General features: G+C 62.7%; 20 protein-coding genes. 11 read left to right on the forward strand and 9 right to left on the reverse strand.

The genetic code is table 11. From position 1 onward, the window contains the following. Positions 1 to 67: 67 nt before the first annotated feature. Positions 68 to 475, reverse strand: a complete 408-nt coding sequence (locus QA643_RS16545; RefSeq protein ID WP_283034162.1) for a DUF4260 domain-containing protein — start codon at positions 473 to 475, stop codon at positions 68 to 70. Positions 476 to 610: 135 nt separating this feature from the next. On the opposite strand from QA643_RS16545, the gene QA643_RS16550 reads away from it, so the two are divergent. Next, positions 611 to 2,143, forward strand: coding sequence for an acyl-CoA carboxylase subunit beta (locus QA643_RS16550; protein WP_283034163.1), 1,533 nt, complete (start codon positions 611 to 613; stop codon positions 2,141 to 2,143). A gap of 114 nt (positions 2,144 to 2,257) precedes the next feature. On the opposite strand, the gene QA643_RS16555 is transcribed toward QA643_RS16550, so the two are convergent. Both QA643_RS16555 and QA643_RS16560 read right to left on the reverse strand, forming a co-directional pair. Then, positions 2,258 to 2,716 (reverse strand): VOC family protein, encoded by a 459-nt coding sequence (locus tag QA643_RS16555; RefSeq protein ID WP_283034164.1) that lies wholly within the window; start codon positions 2,714 to 2,716, stop codon positions 2,258 to 2,260. A 156-nt stretch (positions 2,717 to 2,872) separates the two neighbouring features. Then, entirely contained in the window at positions 2,873 to 3,508 is a 636-nt protein-coding gene (locus QA643_RS16560) for a glutathione S-transferase family protein (RefSeq protein WP_283034165.1), read from the reverse strand. A 292-nt stretch (positions 3,509 to 3,800) separates the two neighbouring features. On the opposite strand from QA643_RS16560, the gene QA643_RS16565 reads away from it, so the two are divergent. Then, positions 3,801 to 4,493 carry a hypothetical protein gene (locus QA643_RS16565; protein WP_283034166.1) on the forward strand — a complete coding sequence of 231 codons (693 nt, stop codon included), beginning with the start codon at positions 3,801 to 3,803 and terminating at the stop codon, positions 4,491 to 4,493. Positions 4,494 to 4,578: 85 nt separating this feature from the next. Here the strand turns inward: QA643_RS16565 and QA643_RS16570 are convergent, their stop codons facing one another. The 3 genes from QA643_RS16570 to QA643_RS16580 all read right to left on the reverse strand — a co-directional run bounded on the left by QA643_RS16570 (position 4,579) and on the right by QA643_RS16580 (position 5,307). Next, on the reverse strand, positions 4,579 to 4,719 hold the full coding sequence (locus tag QA643_RS16570; protein WP_283034167.1) for a hypothetical protein: 141 nt from the start codon (positions 4,717 to 4,719) through the stop codon (positions 4,579 to 4,581). Then, complete coding sequence (locus QA643_RS16575; protein WP_283034168.1) at positions 4,716 to 4,916, reverse strand: hypothetical protein; 201 nt, start codon at positions 4,914 to 4,916, stop codon at positions 4,716 to 4,718. Before QA643_RS16575 ends, QA643_RS16570 begins: the two co-directional genes overlap by 4 nt. Before the next feature lie 181 nt (positions 4,917 to 5,097). Further along, positions 5,098 to 5,307, reverse strand: a complete 210-nt coding sequence (locus QA643_RS16580) for a hypothetical protein (protein ID WP_283034169.1) — start codon at positions 5,305 to 5,307, stop codon at positions 5,098 to 5,100. A gap of 218 nt (positions 5,308 to 5,525) precedes the next feature. Here QA643_RS16580 and QA643_RS16585 point away from each other — a divergent pair, with 218 nt between their 5' ends. The 7 genes from QA643_RS16585 to QA643_RS16615 all read left to right on the forward strand — a co-directional run bounded on the left by QA643_RS16585 (position 5,526) and on the right by QA643_RS16615 (position 11,610). Continuing rightward, a complete protein-coding gene (locus tag QA643_RS16585) occupies positions 5,526 to 6,032 on the forward strand; it encodes a hypothetical protein (protein ID WP_283034170.1) in 507 nt (168 codons plus the stop codon). A 51-nt stretch (positions 6,033 to 6,083) separates the two neighbouring features. Then, on the forward strand, positions 6,084 to 7,307 hold the full coding sequence (ftsZ, locus tag QA643_RS16590) for a cell division protein FtsZ (protein ID WP_283034171.1): 1,224 nt from the start codon (positions 6,084 to 6,086) through the stop codon (positions 7,305 to 7,307). A 128-nt stretch (positions 7,308 to 7,435) separates the two neighbouring features. Continuing rightward, complete coding sequence (locus QA643_RS16595; RefSeq protein ID WP_283034826.1) at positions 7,436 to 7,783, forward strand: hypothetical protein; 348 nt, start codon at positions 7,436 to 7,438, stop codon at positions 7,781 to 7,783. 155 nt (positions 7,784 to 7,938) lie between these two features. Then, entirely contained in the window at positions 7,939 to 8,742 is an 804-nt protein-coding gene (locus tag QA643_RS16600) for a hypothetical protein (protein WP_283034172.1), read from the forward strand. 82 nt (positions 8,743 to 8,824) lie between these two features. Then, positions 8,825 to 9,562: a protein-L-isoaspartate(D-aspartate) O-methyltransferase gene (locus QA643_RS16605; RefSeq protein ID WP_283034173.1), complete on the forward strand. Its 738-nt coding sequence runs from the start codon at positions 8,825 to 8,827 to the stop codon at positions 9,560 to 9,562. Positions 9,563 to 9,713: 151 nt separating this feature from the next. After that, positions 9,714 to 10,310, forward strand: a complete 597-nt coding sequence (locus tag QA643_RS16610) for a GNAT family N-acetyltransferase (RefSeq protein ID WP_283034174.1) — start codon at positions 9,714 to 9,716, stop codon at positions 10,308 to 10,310. A gap of 310 nt (positions 10,311 to 10,620) precedes the next feature. Then, a complete protein-coding gene (locus tag QA643_RS16615; protein ID WP_283034175.1) occupies positions 10,621 to 11,610 on the forward strand; it encodes a tripartite tricarboxylate transporter substrate binding protein in 990 nt (329 codons plus the stop codon). Positions 11,611 to 11,725: 115 nt separating this feature from the next. Here the strand turns inward: QA643_RS16615 and QA643_RS16620 are convergent, their stop codons facing one another. Continuing rightward, on the reverse strand, positions 11,726 to 12,916 hold the full coding sequence (locus QA643_RS16620; protein WP_283034176.1) for a glycerophosphodiester phosphodiesterase family protein: 1,191 nt from the start codon (positions 12,914 to 12,916) through the stop codon (positions 11,726 to 11,728). Positions 12,917 to 13,171: 255 nt separating this feature from the next. Between QA643_RS16620 and QA643_RS16625 the strand changes: the two genes are divergently transcribed. Both QA643_RS16625 and QA643_RS16630 read left to right on the forward strand, forming a co-directional pair. Then, positions 13,172 to 13,486 carry a hypothetical protein gene (locus tag QA643_RS16625; RefSeq protein ID WP_283034177.1) on the forward strand — a complete coding sequence of 105 codons (315 nt, stop codon included), beginning with the start codon at positions 13,172 to 13,174 and terminating at the stop codon, positions 13,484 to 13,486. Between the two features lie 188 nt (positions 13,487 to 13,674). Next, the gene (locus QA643_RS16630) at positions 13,675 to 14,031 is read left to right on the forward strand and encodes a twin-arginine translocation signal domain-containing protein (protein ID WP_283034178.1); all 357 of its coding nucleotides are present in this window, start codon (positions 13,675 to 13,677) and stop codon (positions 14,029 to 14,031) included. A 79-nt stretch (positions 14,032 to 14,110) separates the two neighbouring features. Here the strand turns inward: QA643_RS16630 and QA643_RS16635 are convergent, their stop codons facing one another. Together QA643_RS16635 and QA643_RS16640 are read right to left on the reverse strand one after the other, a co-directional pair. Beyond that, a complete protein-coding gene (locus QA643_RS16635) occupies positions 14,111 to 14,359 on the reverse strand; it encodes a hypothetical protein (protein WP_283034179.1) in 249 nt (82 codons plus the stop codon). A 97-nt stretch (positions 14,360 to 14,456) separates the two neighbouring features. Next, on the reverse strand, positions 14,457 to 15,467 hold the full coding sequence (locus QA643_RS16640) for an alpha/beta hydrolase (RefSeq protein ID WP_283034180.1): 1,011 nt from the start codon (positions 15,465 to 15,467) through the stop codon (positions 14,457 to 14,459). Positions 15,468 to 15,650 lie beyond the last annotated feature (183 nt).

The following is a 15,650-nucleotide window of genomic DNA, read 5'->3' on the forward strand; positions in this document are numbered from 1 at the left end:
TCCCCCCATATTTTGTCGCCGTCATGCGACGGCTTTGGAGGGACTACAACAAGCCAACAATAGGCTGTCAATTCGTTGGCTTGCCGATCCGCCCGAGATGCGTGAGGGAAAAGCCGGCTGCATATTTCAGCCCATAGCCGAGCGCGCGGTCGAAGCCGATATGGGCCAGCCAGATCATCGCGATCGAAAGGATCAGCGGCGAGGCGGTGGCAAAGCCTGTTGTCATCATCGCCATCGGCGCCAGGTAGCTGTGGACGGCGTTGTAGATCATGGCGCCGAACCGCGGTCCGCTCAGATAGCCAGCAAAGCTCAGATCAGGAACGAAGAACAGGGACGCGTAGACCCACCAGTCGCCGTCCCAGACATAGTAAAGCAGCGTCATTCCGATAAAGAGCGCTAATCCTTCCAGCCGAAGCACCGTTCGCACGCCCCCCGTGGCGGCGCCCGAGGCGTCGGCGCTAGCAATTTCGGTCATTCCGATCCCCATGGTCAGGATGCGCATATAGGGGCCGCGCCACGGCGGTACCAGAGGCGGGAAGGGGTGTTTCCTGTCTCGAAAATGCCGTGTTAGAAGGCCTCTCAAAGTGGCACCTGAGCGGGCGGAAGCAGCATGAAGGATATTCTGGACACCCTCGAGGCACGGCGCGCCGGCGCCAAGCTTGGCGGCGGCGAAAAGCGCATCGAGGCGCAGCACGCCCGCGGAAAATTGACCGCGCGGGAGCGCATCGAGCTGCTGCTGGACAAGGGCTCGTTCGAGGAATTCGACATGTTCGTCGAGCACCGCTCGACCGAATTCGGCATGGAAAAGACCAAAGTGCCGGGCGACGGCGTCGTCACCGGCTGGGGTACGGTGAACGGCCGCAAGACCTTTGTCTTCGCCAAGGATTTTACCGTGTTCGGCGGCTCGCTGTCGGAAACCCACGCGCTGAAAATCACAAAGCTGCAGGACATGGCGATGAAGGCGCGGGCGCCGATCATCGGCCTCTATGACGCCGGCGGCGCGCGCATCCAGGAGGGCGTCGCCGCGCTTGCGGGCTATTCCTATGTATTCCGCCGCAACGTCATCGCCTCGGGCGTGATCCCGCAGATCTCCGTCATCATGGGTCCCTGCGCCGGCGGCGACGTCTATTCGCCGGCGATGACTGACTTCATCTTCATGGTGAAGAACACCAGCTACATGTTCGTCACCGGTCCCGACGTGGTGAAGACCGTGACCAACGAGGTGGTGACGGCGGAAGAGCTCGGCGGCGCCTCAGTGCACGCGGCGCGCTCTTCGATTGCGGACGGCGCGTTCGAGAACGACGTCGAGACGCTCTTGCAGATGCGCCGCCTGATCGACTTCCTGCCCTCCAACAACACCGACGGTGTGCCGGAATGGCCGAGCTTTGACGACGTCGGCCGGGTCGATATGTCCCTGGACACGCTGATCCCCGACAATCCGAACAAGCCTTACGACATGAAGGAGTTGATCTTTAAGGTCGTGGACGAGGGCGACTTCTTCGAGATCTCGGAAGCTTTTGCCAAGAACATCGTCACCGGCTTCGGCCGCATTGCGGGGCGCACTGTGGGTTTCGTCGCCAACCAGCCGATGGTGCTGGCGGGCGTGCTCGATAGTGACGCCTCGCGCAAGGCGGCGCGCTTTGTCCGCTTCTGCGACGCTTTCAACATCCCGATCGTGACGTTCGTGGACGTGCCGGGCTTTTTGCCGGGCACCGCGCAGGAATATGGCGGCCTGATCAAGCACGGCGCGAAACTGCTGTTCGCCTATTCGCAGTGCACGGTGCCGCTCGTCACCGTCATCACCCGCAAAGCCTATGGCGGCGCCTTCGACGTCATGGCGTCAAAGGAAATCGGCGCCGATATGAACTACGCCTGGCCGACCGCGCAGATCGCGGTGATGGGCGCCAAGGGCGCGGTGGAAATCATCTTCCGCAGCGACATGAACGATCCCGAGGCGATCGCCAAGCGCACCAAGGAATACGAGGACCGCTTCCTGTCACCCTTCATCGCGGCCGAGCGCGGCTACATCGACGACGTCATCATGCCGCATTCGACCCGGCGCCGCATCGCGCGGGCGCTGGCGATGCTGAGAGACAAGAAGGTGGAAATGCCAGCGAAGAAGCACGACAATTTGCCGTTGTAGGCACATGGGTAGGGTGGGTTAGTTAGGCGAAGCCGTAACCCACCAAAGTCTCGACGCGGTCGGTTCGGCTGGTGGGTTACGCCTTCGGCTAACCCACCCTACGAAGCTTCGGCGCTACGCCGCCTTCTGCTTCTTGAACGCTTCCTCTGCGCGCTTCTTCAGCTCCGCCGGCGACACGTCCTCGATATGCGTGCCGAAGAACCAGCTGTTGCCGGCGGCATCCTTCACGCCGCCGCTGCGATCGCCGTAGAATTGATCCGCCGGCTCCATGATCGAGGTGGCGCCGGCTTTGATCGCGCGCTGATAGGCGGCATCGACGTCGGGCACGTAGAGATACAGCATCACGGGCATGGCTTTGACCTGCTCGGAGGCGTCGGAGATCATCACCATGGAATCTCCGACCTTGAGCGTCGCATGCATCACCGTGCCGTCGGGCCGCAAGGTCGGCTCATGATCATGCTGGGCGCCGAGTGCCTGTTCCATGAAGCTGATGGTCTTCTTCGCGCCCTCGACGATGAGGTAGGGGGTCACGGTGTGAAACCCTTTCGGGATCGGTTTTACTTTCGCAGCCATGGGCAGTCTCCTGTGGCGTTGAACGAACCGGAAATAACGCGGGGCGAGCAGATCGGTTTGCTGCAACCGATGGCTAAATTATCCGTTCGAAATGGCTCTGCGCCGATGGATCTGGCAAGGGTTCCGCATGTGTCTGCACGCCTGACCCAGCTGCGATCAGCGTGATCGATCCGCCGCCGCGAAATGCGCCAATTGGTCTGCGTGCGCCTTCACGAAAGCCGGTCGGGCCGTGGCGCGTGCCATGTAGTCACGGCAGGCGGGATGGCCCGCCAGGCCGTCGAAGCGGTCGATGGGGCGCAGCACGTCGGACATGAGGATGTCGGCGACGGAGAAGGACCCCGCCAGCCATTCGCGTCGTGCCAGCACCGGTTCCAGGTACTTGAGCCGGATCTTGAGGAACTCGTCCAAAAACTTCGATGCCGGCTCGCCCATGAACTTGAACATGACCCAGGGCAGGCCCGCCATCTCGACCGAATTCAGCGCAGCGAACACCCATTTGGTCACCTCGCTGCGGCCACGCGGGTCGGCTGGCATCAGCGCCGAACTCAGTTCGCCCAGATGGAGCAGGATCGCGCCGCTCTCGAAGATCGAGATGTCGCCATCGGTCAGCCACGGGACTTGCCCGAACGGCTGGTGCGCGAAATGCTCTGGCCCCCGGTCGCCGAATGGAACGCTGTTGACGCGGTAGGGCAGGCGCGCCTCTTCCAGCGCCCAGCGCACGCGAAGGTCGCGCACAAGACCCCGCGGCATCTCGGGAACCCAATCGAAGGTGGTCAGCGTCAGGTCGGCCATTCGGTGTCTCCATGTCTTGTTCATGCATAGGACGGGCTAAGGGCTCGCCTTCCGACAGCGGCGACAGGTTTTTTCGCCGCGCCGTAGGATGGATGGAGGCGATGCGACGGTCGCAGTGTCGGCGTTTGAACGTGGAAAGTACCGACGAGAGAGGGGCAACAGCCTTCCGCCCGTTGTCAATCTTGGCGCGAATTTTGCTCCTGTAGCAGCCTAAGCATGCTCTGCGTGGTTTTGGCAGGAATCTTCTGCCGCTGCAGCTGGTCATGGGGCAGATTTTGCCTGGAGGAAAGTGATGGCGGTGTCTTCGGTTGCAGGTGGCCTGTTTACACAGAACCCCCTGATGAAGGGGCGGCATGCGCCGGACCTGTCCGCGCCTTTCGCGCTGAGCCAGGACGATAGGCAGGTGCTATCGATGCGAGGCATGAGCGAGGGCCAGCAGGATGCGGTCAGTTCGCTCTACGCCAAGGCGCACTCTGCCGTTCAGGGCGGCCAGGGCAGGGGTTTCCTGGCGTCACTGGACACGCAATCACTGGCCTTGTTGCAGCAGGCGGCGAGCCTCGCTGCGCCCGTCAATGTTTCCACGCTTACGGAAGAGGGCGCCGAGAATCTGTTGCTGGCGCCTACCGAGGCGGTCGATCTCAACGGTGACGGCATGATCCAGGTCGGCGCGGCGCTGACATCCTCGTTTCCGCCCGTCAATGCCTCACCGGAGCTGCGTGCGGCCTGGGAGAAGACGGCTTCCGGCATGAACGAGAAAGACGCATTGACGCTGTCATTCAAGCTGAGTGGTGTGTCCACCAGCCTCGAGGGCGGCAGCGTAAAGGGACAGGATTTTTCCGGCGATTTTGACTGGAACGGCTATGTGCAGAAATTGATCGCCAGCAACGACATGTCGAAACCCTACAATAGCCCGGAGCAATACCAGAAGGTTAGTGATCAGCTTCTCAGCTTCTGGGCGGCGCTGAAGGAGCAGGGACTGGCCTGATTTCGGGCGCAGCATACGTCGGCGGCCCGATGATCACTGACCGAGCGTCGTGAGCTTGCCTTGCTTGGCCGCCTCGACGGCCCGCCTAACGCGACACCAGCGGCACGAAATCGTATTCGCCGACGCCTTGCAGGACCAGGAAGGTGAGCGAGGTCGTACCGGCGTTGGTCACCAGATGCGGCCGCGTCGGCCTGACGACATAGACCTCGCCCGGCTTCAGGTTCACTTCCTCTTTCGGCTCCGCATCTGCCCTTCAAGAATATAGAACGTATCGGAGACCTTGCTGTGGGTGTGCCACGGCACCTTCTGGGTTGCAGAGAGCTGCAGCTCCATGATGCGAAAGCCGGGACGCGTGGCGTGTTCGGCACGGCGCTCGACCTCGTAAAGATGGCTGGCGTCCTTGACTGGCTGCGGCTTGTTCATGACGATCTCCTTGTCGTCCGCCCCCATCGCCGCGCGATGATAGCCGAAACCGGAGCCGCAGGGTGGCGCAAAGGCGCAACAGCGCCGTGCCCACCATTTTTCGAACCGCAGCCGTTTATTTATTCTGGGGGGCTTCGCTTCGCTCAGCTCACCCTACGAAGCTGGCCACCCCACGAAACAGTCACTCCATCTCTTGGCGCTTGCGCTGCTCGCCCTCGCGCAGCCTTTGCGCGATCGCGGATCGCCGCGGGATCAGCGCAGCTTCATCGGCGAGCCGCTGCGCCAGATCGGCATGATATTGCTGCACGACGTCGAGCACCGCGTCCTTGGCGAGCTGGCGGTGGTAGTCGGCCAGGAATTTGTGCAGATCAGCGAGTTCGTCGTCATCCATAGCTATCGCGCCTCAGCCGCGATGGCGGGATTATACTGCAAGCTGTTGATCCTACACCAGCTTTTCCCGCTGCGGGCAGCGCGTCGATCGGAAGAATAGGCGCCAAGCCACTGAGCGCCCTTTGTTAACCACTTGTTAACCATAACGCCGCTAGCCTCAGGTCACTATCCGGTCATGATCAGCCGATTCCAGCGCGGTTCGTTCGAGGAGAACAGCCGATGTCCGTTGAGATTCTGACCTATGCAGCCCTGGCCGCCCGCCTGAACATCTCGGTGGCGGCCGCCCGTTCGCTTGCCCGCAGGCTCCGGCTGCCGCGGTCGCTTTCGGACGATGGCAGGGCCCTGGTGAACGTTGATTTCGCTGAAGTCAGGCACAAGCCTCAGCCACCGGTTGGTCACCGGGCGGGCGAGGCCGCTCAATTGAGGGCACTTGTCGGGACGCTGCAGGCGGAGATCGCGCAGCTGGAAGCCAGAGCAGCCGGTCATCGCGCCGATTTTGAACACGAACGCGAGCGCGCCGATCGCCTGGTGACCGAACTGATGCAGATGACAGCCGAGACCAAGGCCGCCAGGGAGGCGGCGGCGCGGCTTGAGGGTGAGGTGACAGCGCTGCGGACCGCCCTCCATGCTGGCGGTTCCAGCGAGAATCACGGACATTCTGCGCGCCGGGTCGGTCATCTGGCGGCAAGCCTGGTAGAGTCGGACCGCAAGGCGGCGCGTAGGTAGCAATCTCTTTTTTCTCATTCCGCGGTTTGGCGGAGCAACCGTGGGGCAAAAATGACTGGCACCGACATCCGCGAGCTGAGGGCCCGTATCATCGTATTCGGGGTCGGCGGCGCCGGGGGCAATGCCGTCAACAACATGATCGACGCCGGACTTGAAGGCGTCGAGTTCATCGTCGCCAACACCGACGCACAGGCGCTCACCAGCTCCAAGGCCCAGCGCGTCATCCAGATGGGGACGCAGGTGACCGGCGGCCTCGGCGCCGGTGCGCAGCCCGATATCGGCCGCGCTGCAGCCGAAGAGACCATCGATGAGATCCGCGATCACCTGACCGGCGCCCACATGGTGTTCATCACCGCCGGCATGGGCGGCGGTACCGGCACCGGCGCCGCGCCCGTCATCGCCAAGGCCGCGCGCGACCTCGGCATTCTCACCATCGGCGTCGTCACCAAGCCGTTCCAGTTCGAGGGCCAGCGCCGCATGCGCTATGCCGAAGCCGGCATTGCCGAGCTGTTGAAGGCGGTCGACACGCTCCTGATCATTCCGAACCAGAACCTGTTCCGCGTTGCCAATGAGAAGACCACCTTTTCCGACGCGTTTGCGATGGCCGATCAGGTGCTCTATTCGGGCGTTGCCTGCATCAGCGACCTCATCGTCAAGGAAGGCCTGATCAATCTCGATTTCGCCGACGTCCTTTCGGTGATGCGCGAGAAGGGCAAGGCGATGATGGGCAGGGGCGAGGCTTCCGGCGACAAGCGCGTGCTCAATGCCGCCATCGCCGCGATCTCCAACCCGCTGATCGAAAATCCCTCGATCAAGCGCGCCAGCGGCCTGATCGTCTCCATCACCGGCGGGCGCGACCTGACGCTGTTCGAAGTCGACGAAGCTGCGACGCGCATCCGCGACGAGGCCGATCCGGATGCCAACATCATCGTCGGCGCCACCTTCGATGCCGATCTCGATGGGGTCGTCCGCGTCTCTGTCGTGGCGACCGGCATCGACAATCTCGATGCGGCTGGCGCGGCGCATCAGGCGGAAGGCATGCTGTCGGACCTCGCCGGCCGGCTGAGCCACGACCGGCGCCGCATTGCCGATCGCGTGCCGCCGCCGTCGGTCCCCACGGCCCGCCACCTCGAAGCGCGAATGGGGGTCGCGGAACATTTGCGGCCGGCACCGTCGCAACGCCTCGATTCATTCGGCCGGGCGGCGCCCGTGCGCACGCCTGTCGAGGAAAAGGTGCTCGATATCCCGCCCTTCCTCGGCCGCAAGTCGTCCTGACGGGCAGCCGGCATCCGTTGTCGGCGCGGCCCGCGTCCAGTAGCATCCAGCCGTTTCACGGTATCACCATCGGCTAGTGGTTCGTGCGGCGGAAGCAACTGACGCATGGGTGCTCGATCTTGAATTCGATAGTTGAGGACGATCCCGCCGACGAGATTGCCGAGATCGAGGCGCGGCTCGAGCGGCTCGCCGAAGCCGCCGAGCGGTGCCGGAAGTTCATTCTGGCTTCCAAGGCGGCGATCGCCGGCGGTTTCGCGCTGCTGCTCGTGACGATGCTCGGGCTGTTCGCCGCCGGTCAGACCGCAGCACTTGGGTCGATTGCTCTGGTGCTCGGCGGTATCGTCTCGCTCGGATCGAATGTCAGCACGCTGCGCCAGACCATGGATGCGATCAGCGCCGCCGAAGTTTTGCGTTCGAACCTGATCGGCCGGATCGATCTGCGTGTGGTCGCGGACAGTCCGATGAAGCTGATGTGATGCGCCAGCACCGTGATCTCGACGGAGGAACCTGAAGGCTGATGCCCAAAATCAGCCCTATACCAGCCTTGCTTTAGTCAAAACGGCGGTACGGAGTAGTCTACATTCCGACGATCGCCCGTCCAGTTGACGGCAAAACTGGCAGGAGGCCACTCATGGATTCCTCGGCGACTATCAGCCCAACTGATTCGCGCGACGTTAGTCCGGGACTATCTACGCAAGACGCGGAGCTGGTCGCGCGTGCCGATCAACGGCTCGCGCATGCTTATGAACAGATCGCTCTCGCGGATGAGCAGCTCGCGCGCGTCAATGAACAGATTTCCAAGTTGGAGAACGATGGCGCGCGGAAGAACAGCTCGCGTCGATCATCGCGTGGCAGACCGGCGCTACGCGGCTTTATCGGTCTGTTGCTGACAGCGGGCATCTGTACCGCTGCGTTCGCCTGGCATTCCTATGGTGACGCGGCGAGGCCGATGATCGCGCAGTGGGCGCCGCAACTGGCCGCAGCTTCGTCGTTGCCCTCGGAAACACCGAAGGTCGCCGCCGACAAGCCGCCAGCGGTTCAGCTGGCTGCGGCGGATGCGGCCATTTCGCAATTGCCAGCTCCGGCTCAAACCGCGGCACAGGACGCGGTGAACCCGATTGCTCCCGAGACCGCACAATTGCTTCAGACGATGGCGCGCGATCTCGCAAGCATGAGGCAAGAGATCGAGCAGCTCAAGGCTGGCCAGGAAGTATTGGCCCGCGAAACGGCTGAGAATGCCGAGCAACTCAAGGAGAGCCGGGAGCAAACGGCGCGCGCGATTGCAGCTGTTTCCGAACAGAATCTGCGCCGGTCGTCAGTGGCTCCGCCGCCGCCGGCTGCCGGCCCGCCGCGCAAGCCAGTGTCAGCGCTTGCCCCAACAGAGGTTAGAACGCAAGCACGCCCGCCGGTGAGATTGCAGCCTCGGCAACAATAGGCTTCATGGTCGCAGGCCGAAGGCTAACGTTCTTGGGCCCGCAGCGATTGTGAACGTGCTTTGATATTGTATGGCGGACCGCATGATCGCGAAGATCTTGCTGCTGCTCGTGCTGTTCATGGTTGCGGTCGCGCATGAAGTGGCCGCACAGGACACTGACTGCGTCCGCGAACGGGCCGCCATGGTCGAAACCGTCAGCGCCTACGCCCGATCCCACGCCAACGCCCTGGGCCAGGACGGGCTGTCAGATAGAGTTCTTGAGGCCTTGCGGCGCACGAAACGCCATCTGTTCATCTCAGAGCGGTCCTGCTCCACCGCATACGCCGACACACCGCTTTCGATCGGCCACGGCCAGACCATATCGCAACCGCTCATCGTCGCCCTGATGACGGAGTTGGCTGCAGTTGCGCCCGATCACGTCGTGCTCGAGATCGGCACGGGTTCGGGCTATCAGGCCGCCATCCTGGCACACCTGGCGCGGAAGGTCTGCACCATCGAGATCATCCCGTCATTGGCCGAGGCTGCCGCGAAATCGCTCCGGGACGCTGGGTATGACAATGTGAGCGTCAAGCTCGGCGACGGCTTCGTCGGTTGGCCGGAATGCGGTCCTTTCGACGCCATCGTGGTGACCGCCGCACTTGGTGAGGTGCCGCCGCCACTGATCGAGCAGCTCAAAGTGGGTGGCCGGCTCGTCATGCCGGTGGGAGCCGCCTACGCCTCGCAGCACCTCACCGTTGTCGAAAAATCGGCTCCCGACAGGACGACGGCGCGCGCCGTCGCGCTCGTGCGGTTTGTGCCTTTTACGCGTTCAAAGAAATAGGAGCCGGTTGGACACACCGGAAGCTGGGGGTCAAGCGGCTGGTGCCCTGGGGACGTGACCGCACATTTCGGAAATTGTGATCGCATGCAACCGACTGGAAAGAAGGCCTCCAGCATTTACATTGAGGGTGGATGATCGAGGGAACAACACGATGTCGGCGGCGCCAGAAGTCGAATCCGCGGACGTGAACATCCGCTCACGCGCAATCAGTACCATTGTGCTTGGCTTTGCGGCCGACCCGATGGCGCGCTGGGTTTGGCCTGATGCGTCCGAATACCTCAGAATAACGCCTCGGTTCTTCGATGCCTTCGGCGGTCGGGCTTTCGAGCATGGCACAGCCTACATCACTCCTGGGGCGCGTGCTGCCGCGTTGTGGCTGCCACCAGGCATCGAGCCGGACCAGGCTGAAATGGACGCCATCATGGAGGGGTCCCTGCGCCCGGAGATATCAGAGGATATCACAGCCCTGATAAACGGAATGGCCGAACATCATCCGTCCGAGCCCCATTGGTATCTGCCTCTTGTCGCCGCCGATCCGAGCTGGATCGGGCAAGGGCTCGGCACGCAGCTGATGAAACATGCGCTTCGACGCTGCGACGAGGAGGGTGTCGCGGCCTATCTCGAAAGCTCGAACCCGCGCAACATTTCCTTCTATCAACGCCTCGGGTTCAAAATCACCGGCCGAATCCAGAGCGGCTCTTCTCCCGTGCTGACGCCGATGCTGCGGCCGGCCAGCAAAATGGGTTAGCCCTTCTGGCGCTTCTTGCTGCGCTCCGCGCTGCACGCTCTGCGGTAAGCACAGCTGAGTTCGGACGCAGAGTGAGAGTGGAGGTTTACACGTGTCGTGCGACAGGCCCGTGTCATCAAGACCACGGCCAACTGCTGGTCGTACACATTTTCCAGCTCTCGGAAAATCGTAGTGTAAAATACCATCATCGAGCTAGCGCGCCACCGACTAGAGTCGAAAGCCCAAATAAAGTGCGCCAATCTGTCCCGGCGTTCGGATATGGCGGAAGCCGGGCGATGCGATACCTTCCTTGAAAAATCAAGGAGGAGATATGCCCCTAAAATTAAACCGCCGTCATTTCATTGCCGCCGGTTCGGCCGCCGCCGCGATGCCGTTCCTTGGCCGCGGCGCCTCCGCGCAAGGCACGTGGCCGTCGCGCAATATCCGCATGGTCTGCAGCTATCCGGCGGGTGGACAGACCGACCTCTTGGCGCGCGCCTTCGGCGATTACATCGCAAGGCAGGTCGGACAGAACGTCGTCAATGAAAACAAGGCGGGTGCCTCCGGCTCGATCGGCGCGGCGGAGGTTGCACGCGCGGCGCCGGACGGTCACACCATCCTGTGCTCGATCTCGGCCACTTATGTGATGAACCGGGTGATGATGAAGAATCCCGGCTACGACATGGACAAGGACCTGACGCTCGTCAGCGTCATTCCGGGTGCCGGGCTTTTGCTGATTGCGAGCAAGGCGTCCGGCGTCAAAACACTGGACGATTTCGTCACGTTCGCGCGCAAGAAGGGCCAGGTGAATTTCGGCACCTATAGTGCCGGCTCGGCGCCGCACATGACGATCAACGAGCTCAACAAGCAGTATGGCCTGAAGATCGAGCCGATCCACTACCGCGGCGAAGCGCCGATGTGGACGGGTTTGATGGACGGCACGCTCGATGCCGCGATGGGCAGCTACACGGCCGCACAGGCCGTGCTGCAGAGTAATAACGGGGTGGTGTTCGGCGTGCATTCGAAGAAGGTGGCCGCGATCTCCGACGTCAAGACGCTGCCCGAGCAGGGCGCGACATCGAAGTTCTTTACTCTTAGCGGCTTCACCGGCTGGGCAGTACCGAAGGCGACGCCGCAGCCGATCGTCGAGCGGCTCTCCGAACTCTGTGTCGCCGCCAACAACGACCCGAAGGTGAAGGAGGTCCTGGCAACGTTTGCGCTGGAGCCGGCGATCGGCACCAAGGAAAGCAATGCGCTGTACCAGCGCGAACTGTCGTCCTGGATCGAGAGCGCGCAGGCGCTCGGGCTGGAGCCGGCGTAGTTTGGCTTCGTAGGGTGGGTTAGCGAAGCGTAACCCACCAAGGTCTCAACGCGCGGATAGCCCTGCGGTGGGTTACGCCTTCGGCTACTAACCCACCCTACGAAGCGCCAATCCCTCACTTCATCCCCATGCAGCTCGCGTAAAACGTCGTCGTCGCCGGCCAGTCCGAGAACATGCCGCGCACGCCGACCTGCCTGGCCAGCACGTCCAGCACCGTCAGCGTGTCGCCATCGCGGTCGATCGCGGCCCGGATCGGGCGGTGATAGAAGCCGCCGCCCTTGTGCAGCGGGCCGTCGCGTTCCAGCGACCAGCCGATCAGGTCGAGGCCCGCCGCCTTCGCCGCCTTGGCGTATTCGGACGGCACGATTTCCTTGTTGCCGTTCAGCGTCAGCATCATCGGGATCGGCGGCCCCAGGATCGCGACGCCCTGCGCCTTCAATTCCGCCATCGACGGTTTCCAGGTCTCCGGCTTACTCGGATCGAGACCCCGCTTCTCGTAGCGCTCTTCGAGGTAGACCGCCTGCTTGGCGAATTCCGGCTCGGTCTTCACCCAATAGAGCACGTCGCCGAGATCGAAGCTTTGCGCAAATACATCACCTGGCGGAATGCCGGCCTTCTTGTAGGCCGCGATCATCTGGCTCGCATATTTCTCCTGCGTGTAGTCGCCATCGAACGGCATCGACACTTCCGGCGCCTTCAATTCTGGCGTGAATTTGGCGCCGAGGCTTTTGATCAGCGCGATGCTCTCGTCATGCGTCATCAGCGTGCCGGAATTGGCATAGAGGTCGGTGCGCCAGCGCGGCGTGCCGTTCTGGTATTCCTCCGGTGTCTTCGCATCGGGATTGAAGCCGTCCATCTTGGCCGAGAGCCGGCGGAAGTCGGCGAGCGTGATGTCGGAGGTGCAGCATTTTGCCGATGCCTTCTTGCCGGTGGCGGGATCGGCCGGGCTGAAGGGCTGGGTGCATTTGGCGGCAAGCTCCGGCACTGTCAGGATGTTGGTCGTGGTGTGCAGGTCGCATTGCGAGTGGCGGCAGACCAGTTCGCGGTCCCTGGTGAACGTCACGTCGCATTCGATGATGCCGGCGCCCATCCGGGCGGCCGCCATATAGGATTCCCTGGTATGCTCCGGAAATTCCAGCGCGGCGCCGCGGTGGCCGATGGAAAAGTCGGTCTTGCGAAATGGCCCGGTACATTGCGCGAGCTGCGTCTTCAGCGGACCGTCCTTCATCTTATCGACGAGATAGAATGGCCGCGGCCCGACCTGCGGCTCGCGGGGCAGGGCAATGTCCTCTGCCGCCGCAGGCATGGCCGCCGCCAGTAGGCAGAGCGCGGACAGAAGCAGGGAGCGATGGCTGGTGGGCATAGGTGGCACCTCGGATAACGCGTTGCGCGCGGCCTTGATATCACAGAGCATGTGACAGTTGTGAGTGGAGAGGTGCCGTTGCCTCGTAGGGTGAGTTAGCGAAGCGTAACCCACCGACAACGATTGCCGCATCTTGCGCCATCGGTGGGTTACGCTTCGCTAACCCACCCTACGAAAATAATCGAGGGAGAAACCAAAATGCCCGCAGCCTGTTTCGTCGTCCGCGCCACCGTCCCGGACCCCACCAAACGAGAGGCGTTCGACTCCTGGTATTCGCGCGAACATTTGCCGGATGCGCTGAAATCGTTCGGCGCAGCAAAGGCGTGGCGCTATTGGAGCGCCAGCGACTCGTCGCAGCATGTGGCGATGTACCAATTTCCCGACAAGGCTGCGCTCGATCGGGCGACCGAAGGGCCGGAGATGAAGCGCCTGGTCGCCGACTTCAACCGCGATTGGCCGGACGTGACGCGCACGCGGGAGGTGCTCGTTCTGGCCGAGGAGCTTGTGGCGTAAACGGGATTTGTTCGATCTGCAGAAATGTCGCAAGGACGGCGAATGTTCCGACGCGAGCAACAGCGCGCGAAAATAATTTTCGATCGAGTCCGTTCGCGACAAAGCTGAACACGTAATTCAGCACGTGTTCATCTACATGGATCGAAACTCATCTTCTCTCGCACACAGCAGACGGAGGAGGAGATGTGATGGAACGCCGCCACTTTCTGAAACTCGCCTTTGGATTTGCCGCCGGTGGCGTCGCGCTTGCCGCGAGCGCACAGGCTGCTCCGCTGATGCCGGCGCCGCTCGCCGATGATGCCAAACTCCCCCCTGACAAGGATGTTCAGCCTGCTGTCACCAGCGGTGAAGAGGTCGAGCAACTCACGCCCGAGGAAGTGCGCTGGGGCCGCGGCCGTCATCGCGGCTGGGGCCGTCGTCACTGGGGCTGGCGCCGCCGGCACTGGGGATGGCGCCGTCGCCGCTGGCGTCGCAGGTATTGGGGCTGGCATCGCCGCCGTCGCTGGCGTCGCCGCTACTGGCGCCGTCGTCGTTACTACTGGTAACGTACCGCCTGAGACTGTCGGAACAAGAAAAGGAAAAGCCCCGCGCGAGCGGGGCTTTTGTCGTTGCTTGAAAAGAAAATCAGTAAACGCGGCAGCGTCCATAACGCCACACCGTGCCGGGAGGGCACACGCGGCCGGGCCGCACCACGACGACCGGAGCCGGCGCCACGACCACCGGGGCCGGACGAACGATCACGGCCCGGCGATTGGGTTGGCAACCACCATAGGGGCCACGGTGCCAGCCGGGACCGCATCCGCCCGCGGCTTCCGCCGCGCTGAAGCTGGCAACGGTGCCCAGGGCCAAAATTGCTGCAAAAAGGTACTTCATGTTTTCTCCCGTTCTTGGCCGCAAGGCGGCACGGTCGGAACCTAGTCACGAACGTCTGAATGGAACATGAATGTCGTGATTTGTCATCGCCCCACAATCATGGGGCTGCGGCCAAAAATCCGAGCAGCAACTCGCGGTATCTGTCCGGCGCCTCCAGAAATACCAGATGGCCGGTATTCGCGATCACTTCGGCCCGGCCGTTTGCCATCCTGCCGGCAAGCGCTTTGGCGAGCTCGGCATTCTGGCCCATCTTCCCGCGCAGCGCTTCCGGCGCATTGGCTCTTCCAGGTGCATTGTGGTCGTCGGCGCCCATCACGAACAGCGTCGGCTGGGCGATCAGCGGAATCTCGTGCGCCACCGGCTCGCGATAGATCATCTGCGCCGAGCTGACGAAGGCACGCAGCCAGCGCAGATATTCAGCACTGGCCTTGATGTTGAAACGCGCATCGATGAAGGGGGTGACCTGCTCGGGCGGTAGCTTCAACGCGTAATTGGTCTCGAGCTGCTTGCGGTAGCCGTCGGCCGTAAGCTTGTCTTCGTTCTCCAGAATCTTTTCGGTCGGCGTCGGCGGCACGTAGAGGCGGTAGTCCTCCAGGCCGATCGGCGCGGTCAGCACCAGATGGGCGACCCTGTCGGGATAGGCGCGTGCGATCCGCACGCCGAGCATGCTGCCGAGCGAATGCGCCACGATGTCGGCTTTGGCAATCTGCAGATGGTCGAGCAGCGCGATCGTGTTGCGCGCCAGCGTATCGAAGTGTAGCTCGCCCTGTGGTTTTGAGGATTTGCCGAATCCGATCTGGTCCGGCACCACCACGCGATAGCCGGCCTCGCTCAAGGTCTTGATAACAGGCGCCCAGTAGCTCGATGGAAAATTGCGGCCGTGCAGCAGCACCACGCTGCGCCCGTTCGGCTGCGCCGGCGCAATGTCCATATAGGCCATCCGCACCTGCTCGCCGTCGTTCGCCAGCGGCAGCAAATGGACCGGGTAGGGATAGGCAAAGCCCTCGAGTGCGATGCCATAGGGCTCGCGCGCTGCAGGTTCGGCCGCGTGCGCGCAGGAGAGGCCGCCCACGATGAGAGAAAAGCAGATCATGATGACATGTCGCATCGCAGGCTCCGTCTCCGGAAGATGCGGCCTTATTGATGCGATGGACGCGTGCGGTAAAGCCGGTGCTGCTTCACGTTTTGGCGAGAGCGGTCCCCTTCATGGTGAGGAGGCGCGCAGCGCCGTCTCGAACCATGCAGGCCCGACTGGGGCTTTCATCCTTCGAGACGCCGCTGACGCGACTCC

Source organism: Bradyrhizobium sp. CB3481 (assembly GCF_029714305.1).
GTDB lineage: Bacteria > Pseudomonadota > Alphaproteobacteria > Rhizobiales > Xanthobacteraceae > Bradyrhizobium.